Origin of the sequence: Thalassolituus sp. UBA2590 (genome assembly GCF_002339775.1) — a bacterium.
Taxonomy (GTDB): domain Bacteria; phylum Pseudomonadota; class Gammaproteobacteria; order Pseudomonadales; family Oceanobacteraceae; genus Thalassolituus.
On the sequence record NZ_DDKU01000075.1, the window covers coordinates 21,185 to 36,157 of the forward strand.

The following is a 14,973-nucleotide window of genomic DNA, read 5'->3' on the forward strand; positions in this document are numbered from 1 at the left end:
GCCATCCGGACTCAGTCGTCGTCACGCTCGTTAATGCCCTTTCGTTCAGCAGCTCGTTCCGCTTCTTCTGCATTACGGGTGCCCTCTGCCAAAGGACGGCGGCGATGAATCGCAGCTTTGCCCATCATGTATGCTGACACAGGAGCGGTCAGGAAGAGGAAAATACTGATTACCAGCTCATGAATGTGCAGACTCTCTTCCTGCACACTGAACCAGACGAGTGAACCGAGCAGAGTAGCCCCCATCCCAAGCGTCGATGCTTTTGTCGGCGCATGGAGCCGGGTGTAGAAGTCAGGCAGCTTTGCCAACCCCCACGAACCTACGAGCATAAATAACGCACCACCGATCAGGAGCGCAGCGACAACATAATCGCTATACACAGCCAGATTATTCAATGATGTCACCCCGCAACAGATATTTGGCGACGGCCGACGTACTGACAAAGCCAAGCATAGCGATCAGAAGAGCCCCTTCGAAATAGAGAGCAGTCCCGTAATACAGGCCCAGCAGAATAATCAACGCAATACTGTTGATATAGAGCGTGTCCAGAGCAAGGATACGATCAGTAATATCTGGCCCCTTTATCAAGCGCCAGAGGCAGAAAAGCATCGCCAGACCAATCATCCCGGTACAGATCATGATGACATTACTCAGCATCCGAATATCTCCTTCAGCGGCTGTTCGTAACGTTTGAAGATAAACGCCTGAAGTTCTTTTTCGTCTTCAAGATGGAGTACGTGAATATAAAGGCACGTACGATCTTCTGAAAACTCAACGCTGACAGTTCCCGGTGTCAGCGACACCGAACTCGCCAACAAGGTCACCGGAAAGGGCTCGGTCATTGATAACGGATAGGCTAACCAGCCCGGTTTGAGATAGCGATTGGGTAGCACTACCCGGCGGGCCACATCAACGTTCGCGGCCACGATGTCGTAGAGGAGTCGCAGCGAGTAAGTCATCATGGCTAAAGGCTTTTTAACCGGCGCATGTCCACGTACATACGGATAAGTAAGTATGGGAATCAGCCAGGCCAGAATCACCGCCAGCACTAACTGCCCGTAGGAGAAACCATTCAATAAAAGCCATACGACAATCAGCATCACTGAGTGCCATGGCATCGGCAGCAATCGCTTCATCATGGCTGCCCTCCGTTCAGATAATTCAACGTCACACCAGCGTGCAGGTCCTGAGCAGCCCTCAGAGACCATTCAGTCAGTGGTCCGCCGCCAATAACAAGAACAAGCGTCGTTGCGACCAATAGTCCTGAAGCCACAAGGTGAACATTGCTCAGCTTCTCCTTAGCTTCTGGAACAACGGAACCCTGGGTTCTCCAGAACAATGTAGTTCCAGCGCGAGACAAGGCAATGAGCGCAGCCAGACCAGAGATAAGGACGAGCGGCCAAACCCAGATGGCATCGCCACTGTCGACAGCAGCCTGAAGGATAAAGACTTTACCTAAGAAACCCGAGAACGGAGGTAAACCAATCATAGCCATCGCAGTTACAGCAAACAGAACGCCGGTAAATACCGGATACAGCAATGGGCGGGAACGCACGAATCTATCTTCCGCCTGGCCACGCTGCATAAGAATCAGGCCAGCGACCAGAAAGAAGGCCCCACTCATCAGCGTGCTATGCAACGTATAATACAGACCTGCCGCAACCGATTGAGTCGTGCCCATGGCGACCGTCATCAGCAGCGTGCCAACGGAAATAACAATCAGGTTAGCAATGAGCCAGCGCAGCGTCTGGCTCGCCAGAGCACCAATCGCCCCGGCAACTACCGTCAGGCCTGACAGCCACGCCAGTGGAACAACCCCAAGATCAGACAGTTCGCCACTGTCGTGACCAAACACAACACTGTGGATACGCCAGAGGCTATAGACACCTACCTTGGTCATCACAGCGAACAGTGCCGCTACCGGCACTGAGGTTGTACTGTAGGTTCTTGGTAACCAGAAATGCAGCGGTAACAGTGCCGCCTTCACACCGAAAACAACCATCAGCAGTAGCCCACCCGCCTGAGCGAACGGAATACTTTCTTCTGGCAAGGTAGGTGCTCGCGACGCCATATCCGGGATATTCAGAGTACCGAAGGCTCTGTAGAGCAAGGCCAATGCAATAAGGAAGAAAGCTGAACCTATCAGGTTGTAGAGCACATAGTGCTGAGCTGCCCGGGTTCTCTCACGACCGCCGCCATGTATCAGCAGCGAGTACGAGGCGATGAGAAGAATCTCAAAGAATACGAAGAGGTTAAAAGCATCAGCAGTCAGGAAGGCGCCATTCAGGCCCATCAGCTGGAACATGAACAAAGGGTGGAAAAAGCGCCCTGTTTTATCCTCGCCGCCACATGCGAAAAGGTGCGTACAGAGCGCAAGAACAGAAGTAACCACCAGCATAAAGGCTGCGAGTGGATCGGCAAGCAGGTAAATACCGAATGGCGCTTCCCAGTCGCCCATGGCATATCCTATTGGGCCTTCTGCCAGTGTTTTGAACAGTGTCAGCATGGATACCGCTACCAACATCAGCAAGGCGAACTGAGCGACCAGACGCTGAAGGTGCAGGCGCTTATTAAACCACGGATACAGAATCAGAATTGCCGCGAAAAATGGCAGTAGCACAGGAAGTGCCGGCAAATGCATCACCTTGTCTTACCTCCTGAGTTCTTCGCGGTATTGCTTGCGGTACTCTTGACGGTGCTTTGACGGACTTTCCCCTGTGGCTCTTTATTCGCCAGAGAGTCGCCCGGCAAAGCGCGTCCATCGACCTGATCATTACCAAGATCTGCACGTGCCCGGATGGCAAGAATCAGAGCAAACGCTGTCATAGCAAAACCGATAACGATCGCAGTAAGCACCAGGGCCTGAGGCAGAGGGTCGGAATATTCTGCGCCGTCGGCCAGAATAGCTGGCTCGTGCAGCGCCAAACCACCACTGGCAAACAGAAACAGGTTTACGGCGTAAGACATCAGGGTAAGGCCAATCACAACCGCAAAGGTGTGGCCCCGCAGCATCAGAAACACCGAACAGGTCACCATCACGCCGACAGTGACTGCAAAAATCAATTCCATCAGGATCTCCTTCCAGGCCGTGTTGGTCGATCTGTCGTCGTCAGCTTGCCAAGGTTGGCAAGAATCGACAGCGTTGCACCGATTACTGTCAGATAGACACCAAGATCAAATGCCATGGCACTGGCCAACTCGAACTTACCGACTAACGGCAGATAGAAATAATCAAACCAGGACGTCAGGAATGGACGCTCGAATAACCAGCTTCCGACACCTGACCCGAAGGCAATAAACAAACCACAGACGATAAACCACTGGAATTTCAGGTCGCCACGATCGCGCATCCAAACAACACCGTTGGCCACGTATTGCTGGATCAGGGCAATCGCCGTAATCAGGCCTGCTATGAAACCGCCACCGGGCAGGTTATGTCCACGGAGGAAAATATAGGCAGACACCAGCAGAGCGAGTGGGAGCAGGCTCTGAGAAATCTGCATCAACATAAGTGGGTGACTGTCTTTGGACCATGGCCGGCCGTCCATATCCGCAGCAGGTACGAACAGGCGTACACCCGCCAACAATTTGTAGATACCAATCGCTGCAATCGCCAGAACGGTAATTTCACCAAAGGTATCGAAGCCACGGAAATCAACCAGAATGACGTTAACGACATTGGTGCCACCACCGCCGGTTTTCGCGTTGGCGGTGAAGAAGCTACTGATACTCTCAAACGGACGTGTCAGCATGGCATAGGTCAGGGTACCCACGATGGCACCCGCGGCCGTGGCTATCCCCATGTCGCGGACGATGCGCCCGGGAGAAAGGTGATTGAGGCTGACTTTCTGGGGAAGAAAGTAAAGTGCCAGCAGGAAAAGAATAATGGTCGCAACCTCAACCGACAGCTGCGTCAGAGCCAGATCCGGGGCTGAGAACCAGGCAAACGCTACCGACACCACCAGACCCACCACGGAAATCGTTACCAGTGCCAGAAGGCGTTGATGACTAAGCATCGCCGTCGCCACAGAAGCAACAATCATGAGGAGAGCACCACCGAAGGCAACCATATCCAGTTCAGTGACTTCAAGGCTTCCACGCGCATGAGGAATGTTCACCATAGGGACACTCATCGCGGCGATCGCCATCAGTAATAACCACAGCGCGTAACGCTGGAAGCTGCCGTTATCGAGCCAAAGCTGAACACTGCGGGCACGCTCCACCAGCGTCTGGATCATATGCTCAAACGCCAGTTTAGGATCAACTTCAGTAAAGCGGGCCTGAAAGTTAAACATATGCCGACGCTGGCGATAGAGAGCAACACCGCCCAGTACAGCCAGAAAGCTCATCAATAGCGGGATGTTAAATCCGTGCCAGATAGAAATGCTGAACTCAGGCACCCCGGCAGGCATCAGAGACGCACCCACGGCGACTAAAAGATCGCCAACGATCAGGTCCGGCAAAACACCGACTAACAGACACAGAACCACCAGAATCTCGACCGGCACCCGCATGTAGCGCGGCGGCTCGTGAGGTGTTTTCTCAAGCCCGATCGGCTCTCCATTAAAGAAGACGTCGTGAACGAAACGAAGAGAGTAAGCAACGGCCAGAGCTCCGCCCACCGTTACCAGCAAAGGAATCAACCATGACAGAGAACCGAAGGTTTCCTGTTGCAGAGATTCAGCAAACAACATTTCTTTAGAAAGGAAGCCATTCAACAGCGGTACACCCGCCATCGACGACGCTGCCACCATGGCCAGGGTCGCGGTATAGGGCATGTAACGGAACAGGCCGTTGAGTTTTCGCATGTCACGCGAACCGGACTCGTGATCGATAATTCCGGCGGCCATAAACAGCGATGCCTTAAAAACAGCGTGGTTAATCACGTGAAACATGGCAGCGATGGAAGCCAGCTCTGTATCCAGACCAAGTAACAGAGTGATCAGGCCGAGGTGACTGATGGTCGAATACGCAAGCAGACCTTTCAGGTCGTGCTTAAACAAGGCCGTGTAGGCACCCACCAGCAAAGTCGTCAGACCGACAAGACTCACCAAGGCAAACCAGAGTTGGGTATCAGACAGAACCGGATAAAAACGCGCCATCAGGAAGATACCGGCCTTCACCATGGTCGCAGAATGCAGGTATGACGACACCGGTGTAGGGGCGGCCATTGCCTGAGGCAGCCACGAGTGGAATGGGAACTGCGCTGACTTCGTAAACGCGCCGAGAAGCACCAGAACGACAATGACCGGGTAGAGGCTGTGCTCTGCTATTAAACTGCCACTGGCTAATACTGTACGCAAGTCGTAGCTCCCTACGACTTCGCCAATAAGAATCAGGCCCGCCAGCAAAGCCAGGCCACCAGCGCCGGTAATCGTCATCGCCATACGGGCGCCCTTGCGGGCGTCGGAGCGATGCGACCAGTAACTGATCAACATAAACGAACTGACGCTCGTCAGTTCCCAGAAAAACCAGAGCTGGATCAGATTTGCTGAGAGTACAACACCCAGCATCGCTGTCATAAACAGCAACAGACTGGCATAAAAGCGCCCTGCATTATCCGCCTCAGACAGATAATAGCGGGCGTAGAGAATAACCAGCAGGCCAATCCCGAGGATCAACAGGGTGAACATCAAGGCCAACCCGTCGAGCATAAAGCTGATCTGCAGGGATAACGCAGGTACCCAGTCATAGGTAACGACCGGGTTATTGCCCGACATGACCTCTGGTGCGAGAGAGACGACAATACCTAGCGCAATAGCAGGCAGAATGGCTGCACCAAGCGCCATTGTCGATCGAGGGTAGCGCCCGAGTAACAGTGAAACCAGGCAGCCCAGTAGGGGCAGAAGAGGAACCCAGATGAGGTTCATATTCAGAGAGTCTCCACTCACAGTTGTACAATAAGTGTATCAGCTCCGCACTTTTAAGACAGAAGTGCCATTTGCGAAGTATTGTCAGCTCGAGTCACTAACTATAGACGATAAAAAACCCCGAGTGACAGGGCTTTGTATCTTCGCGGTTTCAGCCGTGATACTGAGGACTCAGCTCAACAACAGCTTCAACAAAGGCCTTCGCATGCTCGGGGTCAACGAACTGATGAATCCCATGCCCAAGGTTGAATACGTGCCCAGAACCCTGGCCGTAGCTATCGAGAATACGCTTCACTTCTGCGCGAATAGTCGCTGGCGATGCATAAAGAACCGATGGATCCATATTCCCCTGCAAGGCAACCCGATCACCGACACGGCCGCGCGCATTGCCAATGTCCGTCGTCCAGTCGAGTCCCAGAGCATCGGCTCCTGTATCCGCCATCAACTCAAGCCACTGACCGCCACCTTTAGTGAACAGGATGACTGGAATCTTCTGACCGTCGTGTTCACGAATGAGGCCATCAACAATCTGCTTCATGTACTTAAGAGAGAACTCGCGGTAAGCAACATCACTCAGGCTGCCACCCCAGGTATCGAAGATCTGAACCGCCTGAGCACCGGCTTTGATCTGACCGTTGAGATAGTCAATCACAGACAGCGCCAGCTTATTCAAGAGCTCATGCATTACCTCTGGCGTGTCGTACATCATGGCCTTAACGTGCCGGAAGTCCTTAGATGAACCGCCTTCAACCATGTAAGTCGCCAACGTCCATGGGCTACCCGAGAAGCCGATCAGAGGCACACGGCCATTCAGCTCGCTGCGGATGGTCGAAACCGCTTTCAACACGTAATCCAGATCCGCTTCGGTATTGGCAATCGGAAGATCAGTAACATCCTGCTCAGTACGAATCACCTTTTTAAAGCGTGGCCCTTCGCCGGTTTCGAAGTAGAGACCAAGACCCATAGCATCCGGGATAGTCAGGATATCTGAAAACAGAATCGCGGCATCGAGCGGAAAGCGCTCCAGCGGCTGAATCGTCACTTCGCACGCCAGCTCAGCGTTCTTGCACAGAGACATAAAGTCGCCAGCCTGAGCACGTGTTGCCTTGTATTCTGGCAGATAGCGCCCGGCCTGACGCATCATCCATATCGGTGTGCGATCCACAGGCTCACGCAACAAGGCACGCAGGAAACGATCATTCTTCAGCTCAGACATAAAACTTCCGCAGGTAATCAAAATTTCGGTGAGGGATAATAACAAAAAACCCGGCACGAGGCCGGGTTTGTGACAGGAGCAGAATTATTGAACGACAGTTAATGAGGCTGTTGTTGTTCCAGAACTGAGTGAATCGTTGGTCAACACGACAGCCTGACCAATATCTTCTGACGAAATCGTGATTGAGCCATCAGCATTGGCGGAGCGTGGGCTCCCTCCGACAGTCCAGCTGTAGTCAGCTGATTCATAACTCGCTACAGTCCAGCGAGTTGCAGGGTAAAGGCTGGTCACATCAGACAGGCTGACTGAACCTGCCGGCAAATACCCATTTTTCGGCGCTGCAATTTCAACAACAGGCTCAGTCTCAGGAAACAGTAAAAAGCTACCATCGCTCATATCAACATCTGTTGTCAGAGCGTAGTTGTAGCCATCGGACTCACTCTGAAATATCGTTTCATGCGTCCCGTCACGTTCAAACATCGCAAACCGCACCAAGTATTGGTTATCGAGCAACATACGCTCATCAAACGCTGCCTCCTGTGCCGCAATGACTTGAGATGCGAAATCGAAAGATGTCAGAGAGTTAGTACTGATGACCTCAGAAGCCAGCTCAGCGATCCCCGCCGCGGGCTCAACTCCCGAATCTGCGACTGAAACGTAGATCAGAGGTTTGCCGATACCCACTGTATCTGAATTTTGACTTTCCGCCTCGCCATCCGCCTGGTCCTCTTCTGTTGCTCCACTGCCATCATCTTCTACAAACTGAAGAAGCGACTGCCAGTTCAACGCCTGTAACGCATCTTCTTTATTAAATGCCTGCGTGTTCGTGTTCGCTCCAGCAGACACCAGAACAATATTCGATACGCTCACCCCTGTTAGCTGGTAAGCCGTATTTCCAAAAAAGGTGCCATTATATGTATAGCCCTCGGTAAGATCATCGAGGTCATCTGTAAAGAGATCAATATCAGCTGATACGCCACCACTACCAGTGCCGACATACCGACCTACGGCCCTGACAATTGCTTCATACGTTGCAGAGCTCGCTCCACGGTCGCCCCAGGTAGCCGGAAGGGCATCAAGAGCAGCATTTAAAGTGGCAGCATCAGTAGTGAAGTCAGCAACTAGCGCATCCACACCATCACCAGCGTCAGCATACGCGACCAGTGTATATTGCTGTTGAGCTATGATCGGATTACTGCTCGCCTGTGCAGCTGCAATGTAATCTTTTACTTCATTTACCAAAGCGCTGACGGACACACCTGCAGCAGCACTGTTACTCGCACTGGTATCAAGGACAATTGCGGTCCGAAGGTTAACAGGAAGACCGACAATCTTTTGCATCATAAGGCCTTGCTCTGAGGCCGACACCGGTTCGCCGTCAACTGTAACCACATAATTGCTGATATCGGGATTTTCTAATGGGGCCAGTGTTTCAGCATGAACGGGCGAAATAACATACCCGTGTATCAAGGGGCTAAACCATACGCCCTGAAATACGTCGCTCTCTTCCGTGTAGCCCTCCCCAGTCATGTAGAACTGTAAGGGATAATATGATGAGACCGCCTGACTAACCTCTCCCGCCACATCTTCGTCACCTGAGTCAGTCTCTCCATCCGAGGCTACGACCGGATCCCCATCACCACATGCAGCCAAAACCCCAGCCATCAACGCGGTTAGATAAAAACGATACGTACTCATGGTGCAGCTCCATCTGGATTCAGTCAGAAAGTTATATCAAATGACTGGTCAGCATACCTTGCTTGCCATTTCAGCTCTAGCGCAAAAAAAGAAAACGCGACCGAAGTCGCGTTTTCTGGCGCAGTCGGTCACGTCCGACGGCTATGTCATTCAGATATCGAATCAGATGTTCAGATCAGACATCCAGGAAGTCCAGGATGCCTTCTGCCGCCTGACGACCTTCATAGATCGCAGTCACTACCAGATCAGAACCACGAACCATATCGCCACCGGCGAATACTTTCGGGTTAGAGGTCTGGTGTTTGAACTCCTGCTCTTCCGGTGCAACCACACCATCCCAGCTGTTCAGTTCAATACCGAAATCTTTAAACCATGGCGCAGGGCTTGGACGGAAACCAAAGGCCACCAGTACCGCATCTGCTGGCAGGATCTCTTCAGAACCTTCAACCACTTCAGGACGACGACGACCGTTCTCGTCTGGCTCACCCATCTTGGTGGTTACAACCTTCACGCCTTCAACCTTATCTTCACCAACGATGGCAACAGGCTGACGGTTGAACAGGAAGTTAACGCCTTCTTCGCGCGCGTTTACCACTTCGCGCTTAGAACCCGGCATGTTTTCTTCGTCACGACGATAAGCACAGGTCACAGTATCTGCACCCTGACGGATAGAAGTACGGTTACAGTCCATCGCGGTGTCACCACCACCCAGAACAACCACTTTCTTACCCTTCATGCTGACGAAGTCTGCAGCATCTTTTTCGAAGCCGAGGTTACGGTTCACGTTAGAGATCAGGAAGTCCAGTGCGTCATGAACGCCCGGCAGATCTTCACCCGGGAAGCCACCCTTCATGTAGTTGTAGGTACCCATGCCCAGGAATACGGCGTCGAACTCATCAACAATCGCCTGAAACTCAATGTCTTTACCGACTTCTGTGCTCAGGCGGAACTCAACGCCCATGCCTTCGAATACTTCGCGACGGTTCGACATCACGCTCTTCTCGAGTTTGAACTCTGGAATACCGAAGGTCAGCAGACCACCGATTTCCGGGTACTTATCGAAGACAACCGGAGTAACACCGTTGCGCACCAGAATGTCAGCAGCACCCAGACCCGCAGGGCCTGCACCGATAATCGCAACGCGCTTACCCGTTGGCTTCACATCCGACATATCCGGGCGCCAGCCCATCGCGAAGGCGGTATCTGTGATGTATTTCTCAACATTACCGATGGTCACCGCACCAAAGCCGTCGTTCAGAGTACATGAACCTTCGCACAGACGATCCTGTGGGCATACACGGCCACATACCTCTGGCAGCGTATTGGTCGCATGGCTCAGCTCAACGGCTTCCATGATGTTGCCTTCACTGGCCAGTTTCAGCCAGTTAGGGATGTAGTTGTGCACCGGGCACTTCCACTCACAGTAAGGGTTACCACAGGCCAGACAACGGTGTGCCTGGTCGGTCACCTCTTCCTGCTGGAAGGGCTCGTAAATTTCAACGAACTGCGCCTTACGAACGTCGATCGCTTTTTTGGATGGGTCCTGACGGCCCACATCCACAAACTGGAAATTATTGTTCAGACGTTGTGTCATCTCGAACCTCTCTCTCTCGTCCCGGACCAATTACTCAGGACGAGCACGGGTACTGTTCAGCAGTTGTTGTAAGTCAGCCGCTTTCGGCTTAACCAGCCAGAATTTACCGATGAAGCCATCGAAGTCATTCAGAATCTGCTGACCCCATTCGCTTCCGGTTTCTTCCACGAATTCACGAATAACACTACGCAGGTGGTTGCGGTGTGCTTCGGTCTCTTCATTGCTGATACGGTGGATATCCACCAGCTCGTGGTTGTACTTATCAACAAAGGTGTTGTCACGGTCGAGTACGTAAGCGAAGCCGCCTGTCATACCCGCGCCGAAGTTATAGCCAGTTTCGCCCAGTACGCAGATCATACCGCCGGTCATGTATTCACAGCAGTGGTCACCTGCACCTTCAACTACAGCGTGAACACCGGAGTTACGCACACCGAAACGCTCACCCGCGCGGCCTGCCGCCAGCAGCTTACCGCCGGTCGCACCGTACAGACAGGTGTTACCTACGATCGAGGTTTCGTTGGTCTTGAAGGTAGAACCTTGAGGCGGACGGATCACCAGCTTACCGCCAGTCATGCCCTTACCGACGTAGTCGTTAGCATCACCTTCCAGCACCATTTCCAGACCGCCGGCGTTCCAGACACCGAACGACTGGCCGGCAATACCGGTCAGGTTCAGGCGGATTGGCGCGTCAGCCATGCCCTGGTTACCGTGACGCTTGGCGATCTCACCGGACAGGCGAGCACCGACAGAACGGTCACAGTTGGTGATGTGGAAGCTGAATTCACCGCCAGCTTTGTTCTCAATCGCAGACAGGGTCTCTTCAACCATACGCTCAGCCAACAGACCTTCGTCATAAGGCTTGTTGCGCTCAACTTTCACCGTGTGTGGCTTATCAGCCGGAATCAGATCACTACCAAACAGCGGTGACAGGTCAAGGTGACGTTGCTTCTCGGTGTTACCTTCCAGAACTTCCAACAGGTCCGTACGACCTACCAGCTCTTCCATCGTGCGAACACCGACTTTCGCCATCCAGCCACGAACCTCTTCAGCCACGAAGCGGAAGTAGTTCACGACCATGTCTTTGGTACCGATGTAGTGCTTCTCACGCAGATCATCGTTCTGCGTCGCAACACCAGTCGCACAGTTGTTCAGGTGACAGATACGCAGGTATTTACAACCCACAGCAACCATTGGCAGCGTACCGAAACCGAAGGATTCGGCCCCCAGAATCGCCGCTTTCACCACGTCGAGACCCGATTTCAGACCACCGTCGGTCTGAACGCGTACGTTACCACGCAGGTCATTGCCACGCAGCGCCTGATGCGCTTCGGACAAGCCCAGTTCCCATGGAGAGCCCGCGTATTTAATGGACGTCAGCGGAGACGCTGCGGTACCACCGTCGTAACCAGAGATGGTGATCAGGTCAGCGTAGGCCTTAGCCACACCCGCCGCGATCGTGCCGACACCCGGTTCTGATACCAGTTTCACCGATACCAGTGCGGTTGGGTTCACCTGTTTCAGGTCGTAGATCAGCTGCGCCAGATCTTCGATCGAATAAATATCGTGATGCGGCGGTGGAGAAATCAGAGTCACGCCTGGTACTGAGTAACGCAAAGTCGCGATCAGCTGGTTAACTTTACCACCTGGCAGCTGGCCACCTTCGCCCGGCTTAGCACCCTGAGCTACCTTAATCTGCAGCACTTCAGCGCTGGACAGGTAGTGCGGGGTGACACCGAAACGACCGGAAGCGATCTGCTTAATTTTAGAGTTACGCGTAGTGCCGTAACGCAGAGGGTCTTCGCCGCCTTCACCCGAGTTAGAGCGACCACCCAGCTCGTTCATTGCCATCGCCAGAGCTTCATGCGCTTCTGGTGACAGAGCACCCAGAGACATAGCCGCCGTATCAAAGCGAGGGAAGATCTTCTCAGCCGGCTCAACTTCTGAGATATCAATCGACTTGATATCTTTGCGGAAGGTCAGCATGTCGCGAATGGTAGCCATCGGGCGCGTGTTCACCAGCTCGGCGAAACGATCATAGGCCGCCTGAGAGTTGGTCTGAACGGCTTCCTGAATGTTCTTCACTACGTCTGGGTTGTAGGCGTGATATTCGCCACCGTGAACGTACTTCAGCAGGCCACCCTGTTCGATCTGCTTACGCGGCTTCCAGGCAACGTTGTTGATGACCATCAGGTCTTCTTCAAAGTCAGTGAAGCTCGCGCCTTCGATACGACTGGTTACGCCACAGAAGCACAGATCAACAATATCTCTGCTCAGGCCGATCGCTTCAAACAGCTGCGACCCACGGTATGAGGTGATGGTGGAGATACCCATCTTCGACATGACTTTCAGAAGGCCCTTGCGGATCGCCTTGCGGTAGTTCGCCTGAGATTTCAGTGGGTCGCCCAGTACTTCACCGCTGCGGTGCAGGTCGGTGAGAATGTCGTACGCCAGCCATGGGTAAACAGCGGTCGCACCAAAGCCCAGCAGCACAGCAAAGTGATGCGGGTCACGGGCAGAACCGGTTTCAACCACGATGTTACCGTTGGTACGCAGGCCTTTCTGGCTCAGGCGGTGGTGAACGGCACCGGTTGCCATTGGCGCGGGGATCAGAGATTGACCTTCAGCCACTTCACGGTCGCTCAGGATCAGGATCACGTCACCGTTACGGATCGCCGCTTCAGCTTTGTCTGCCAGCGCAACAATCGCGTCTTTCAGAGACAGCGCTGAGTCGTAAGCCATCGACAGAGTCACGTGACGGAATTCATCACGACCGGTATCTTTCAGACCAACAAATTTCAGTGGTGACAGTACTGGAGAAGTCAGGATTACGCGGTTAGCGTGGTCTGGCGTCTCTTCGAATACGTTTTTCTCTGCACCGATACAGGTTTCCAGCGACATCACGATAGACTCACGCAGCGGGTCGATCGGTGGATTGGTTACCTGAGCAAACATCTGACGGAAGTAATCAGCCACGTGACGAACACGCTGAGACAGCACCGCCATTGGGGTATCGTCACCCATTGAACCAGTTGCTTCCTGACCGTCTTCGGCCATAGGGCGCAGAACCTGATCACGCTCTTCACGCGTTACAAGGTGCAGTTTCTGATGAGTGTTCAATGCATCGCCTGACAGAGCTTCCTGACCGTCGACTTTCTCGAGATGCAGGCGGCTTTCGATGCGCAGCGCATTTTCTTTCAGCCACTGCTTGTATGGCTGAGAGGTTTTCATCATGGTATCGATATCGTCGGTACGCAGCAGCTTACCTTCTTTGGTATCGATCGCCAGAATGTCACCTGGGCCTACGCGGCCTTTCGCTACAACATCTTCAGGCTTGTAGTTGTATACGCCCACTTCTGACGCAACAGTAATAAAGTTATCTTTGGTGATTACCCAACGGGATGGACGCAGACCATTACGGTCCAGACCACATACCGCGTAGCGGCCGTCTGTAATTACCAGACCTGCAGGACCGTCCCACGGCTCCATGTGCATGGAGTTGTACTCGTAGAAGGCACGCAGATCAGGATCCATAGTTTCAACATTCTGCCATGCTGGCGGAATCATCATACGGATCGCACGGAATACATTCATACCGCCAGTCGCCAGCAGTTCCAGCATGTTATCCATGGAGGAAGAGTCTGAACCGGTGGTATTCACGACTGGAGAGATGTCTTCGAGGTTTGGCAGCAGCTCACTGGCGAACTTGCTCGCACGGGCATTCGCCCAGTTGCGGTTACCACGAATGGTGTTGATCTCACCGTTGTGCGCCAACATGCGGAATGGCTGAGCCAGAGGCCAGCGCGGCATGGTGTTGGTCGAGAAGCGCTGATGGAAAACACAGATAGCGGTTTCCAGACGCTCGTCGCCGAGGTCCAGATAGAAGTTCGGCAGATCGACCGGCATCATCAGACCTTTGTACGACAGTACGCGATCAGAGAAGCTGGCGATATAGAAATCAGGGTACTGCTCCAGCGCTTTTTCAGCAAAGCGACGGGCATAAAACAGTTTTACCGACAGGTCGGTATCGTCCAGCGTTTCGGCTGGCGCAATGAAGATCTGCTCAAAGCGTGGCAGGCAGTCAATGGCCATAGGACCGAGGCAGTCATTGCTGGTTGGCACTGTGCGCCAGCCCAGAACCTTAAGGCCCTGGCCTGAAACAGCCGCTTCAACAGCCGCTTTCTGTTCTTCGTAAACAGCATCGTCCAGATCCATAAACAGCATGCCCACAGCATACTGCTCAGGCAGCTCAATGCCTTGTTCCTGAGCGACGGCACGCAGGAATGAGTCTGGTTTCTGAATCAGCAGACCGCAGCCATCGCCGGTTTTACCGTCCGCAGCGATACCGCCACGGTGTGTCATGCAGGTCAGGGACTCAATAGATGTCTGCAGCAGTTTGTGGCTTGGCTCACCTTCAAGATGGGCAAGCAGACCGAAGCCGCAGTTATCCTTAAATTCGCCTGGAGTATACAGACCAGTTCTCATAGAACAGCTCTCACCAATAAATCGTTTAAATATCAAGGGCTTACAATCGAAAAGCGATCAAGAAATAAGCAGCCTTGAGACAAAAGGACGCTCATTCTACACATCTGAGGCGG

Annotated in this window: 10 protein-coding genes; all 10 read right to left on the minus strand. The window is 53.1% G+C overall.

Annotation, left to right across the window (positions count from 1 at the left end):
- Nucleotides 1-11 precede the first annotated feature (11 nt).
- Nucleotides 12-395 carry a Na+/H+ antiporter subunit G gene (locus B2067_RS06975; RefSeq protein WP_301387907.1) on the minus strand — a complete coding sequence of 128 codons (384 nt, stop codon included), beginning with the start codon at nucleotides 393-395 and terminating at the stop codon, nucleotides 12-14.
- Nucleotides 388-657 (minus strand): K+/H+ antiporter subunit F, encoded by a 270-nt coding sequence (locus tag B2067_RS06980; RefSeq protein WP_076517879.1) that lies wholly within the window; start codon nucleotides 655-657, stop codon nucleotides 388-390. The genes B2067_RS06975 and B2067_RS06980 overlap by 8 nt, the downstream gene beginning before the upstream one ends.
- Nucleotides 651-1,139, minus strand: coding sequence for a Na+/H+ antiporter subunit E (locus B2067_RS06985; protein WP_349676796.1), 489 nt, complete (start codon nucleotides 1,137-1,139; stop codon nucleotides 651-653). Before B2067_RS06985 ends, B2067_RS06980 begins: the two co-directional genes overlap by 7 nt.
- On the minus strand, nucleotides 1,136-2,641 hold the full coding sequence (locus tag B2067_RS06990; RefSeq protein WP_301387914.1) for a monovalent cation/H+ antiporter subunit D: 1,506 nt from the start codon (nucleotides 2,639-2,641) through the stop codon (nucleotides 1,136-1,138). Before B2067_RS06990 ends, B2067_RS06985 begins: the two co-directional genes overlap by 4 nt.
- A complete protein-coding gene (locus B2067_RS06995; RefSeq protein ID WP_301376578.1) occupies nucleotides 2,641-3,069 on the minus strand; it encodes a Na+/H+ antiporter subunit C in 429 nt (142 codons plus the stop codon). The genes B2067_RS06990 and B2067_RS06995 overlap by 1 nt, the downstream gene beginning before the upstream one ends.
- Nucleotides 3,069-5,870: a monovalent cation/H+ antiporter subunit A gene (locus B2067_RS07000; protein ID WP_301376577.1), complete on the minus strand. Its 2,802-nt coding sequence runs from the start codon at nucleotides 5,868-5,870 to the stop codon at nucleotides 3,069-3,071. The genes B2067_RS06995 and B2067_RS07000 overlap by 1 nt, the downstream gene beginning before the upstream one ends.
- A 151-nt stretch (nucleotides 5,871-6,021) precedes the next feature.
- Entirely contained in the window at nucleotides 6,022-7,086 is a 1,065-nt protein-coding gene (gene hemE, locus B2067_RS07005; protein WP_301376576.1) for a uroporphyrinogen decarboxylase, read from the minus strand.
- A gap of 84 nt (nucleotides 7,087-7,170) precedes the next feature.
- Nucleotides 7,171-8,784, minus strand: coding sequence for a VWA domain-containing protein (locus B2067_RS07010; RefSeq protein WP_068438941.1), 1,614 nt, complete (start codon nucleotides 8,782-8,784; stop codon nucleotides 7,171-7,173).
- Nucleotides 8,785-8,959: 175 nt separating this feature from the next.
- Entirely contained in the window at nucleotides 8,960-10,378 is a 1,419-nt protein-coding gene (locus B2067_RS07015; protein WP_068438938.1) for an FAD-dependent oxidoreductase, read from the minus strand.
- 30 nt (nucleotides 10,379-10,408) lie between these two features.
- The gene (gene gltB, locus B2067_RS07020; protein WP_301387908.1) at nucleotides 10,409-14,860 is read right to left on the minus strand and encodes a glutamate synthase large subunit; all 4,452 of its coding nucleotides are present in this window, start codon (nucleotides 14,858-14,860) and stop codon (nucleotides 10,409-10,411) included.
- Nucleotides 14,861-14,973: the final 113 nt, after the last annotated feature.

What these genes read in the sequence shown, in the direction of transcription:
- gltB (WP_301387908.1), bottom strand. Translation starts at nt 14,860, where the DNA reads ATGAGAACTGGTCTGTATACTCCAGGCGAATTTAAGGATAACTGCGGC.
- B2067_RS07015 (WP_068438938.1), bottom strand. Translation starts at nt 10,378, where the DNA reads ATGACACAACGTCTGAACAATAATTTCCAGTTTGTGGATGTGGGCCGT.
- hemE (WP_301376576.1), bottom strand. Translation starts at nt 7,086, where the DNA reads ATGTCTGAGCTGAAGAATGATCGTTTCCTGCGTGCCTTGTTGCGTGAG.
- B2067_RS07000 (WP_301376577.1), bottom strand. Translation starts at nt 5,870, where the DNA reads ATGAACCTCATCTGGGTTCCTCTTCTGCCCCTACTGGGCTGCCTGGTT.
- B2067_RS07010 (WP_068438941.1), bottom strand. Translation starts at nt 8,784, where the DNA reads ATGAGTACGTATCGTTTTTATCTAACCGCGTTGATGGCTGGGGTTTTG.
- B2067_RS06995 (WP_301376578.1), bottom strand. Translation starts at nt 3,069, where the DNA reads ATGGAATTGATTTTTGCAGTCACTGTCGGCGTGATGGTGACCTGTTCG.
- B2067_RS06980 (WP_076517879.1), bottom strand. Translation starts at nt 657, where the DNA reads ATGCTGAGTAATGTCATCATGATCTGTACCGGGATGATTGGTCTGGCG.
- B2067_RS06990 (WP_301387914.1), bottom strand. Translation starts at nt 2,641, where the DNA reads ATGCATTTGCCGGCACTTCCTGTGCTACTGCCATTTTTCGCGGCAATT.
- B2067_RS06985 (WP_349676796.1), bottom strand. Translation starts at nt 1,139, where the DNA reads ATGATGAAGCGATTGCTGCCGATGCCATGGCACTCAGTGATGCTGATT.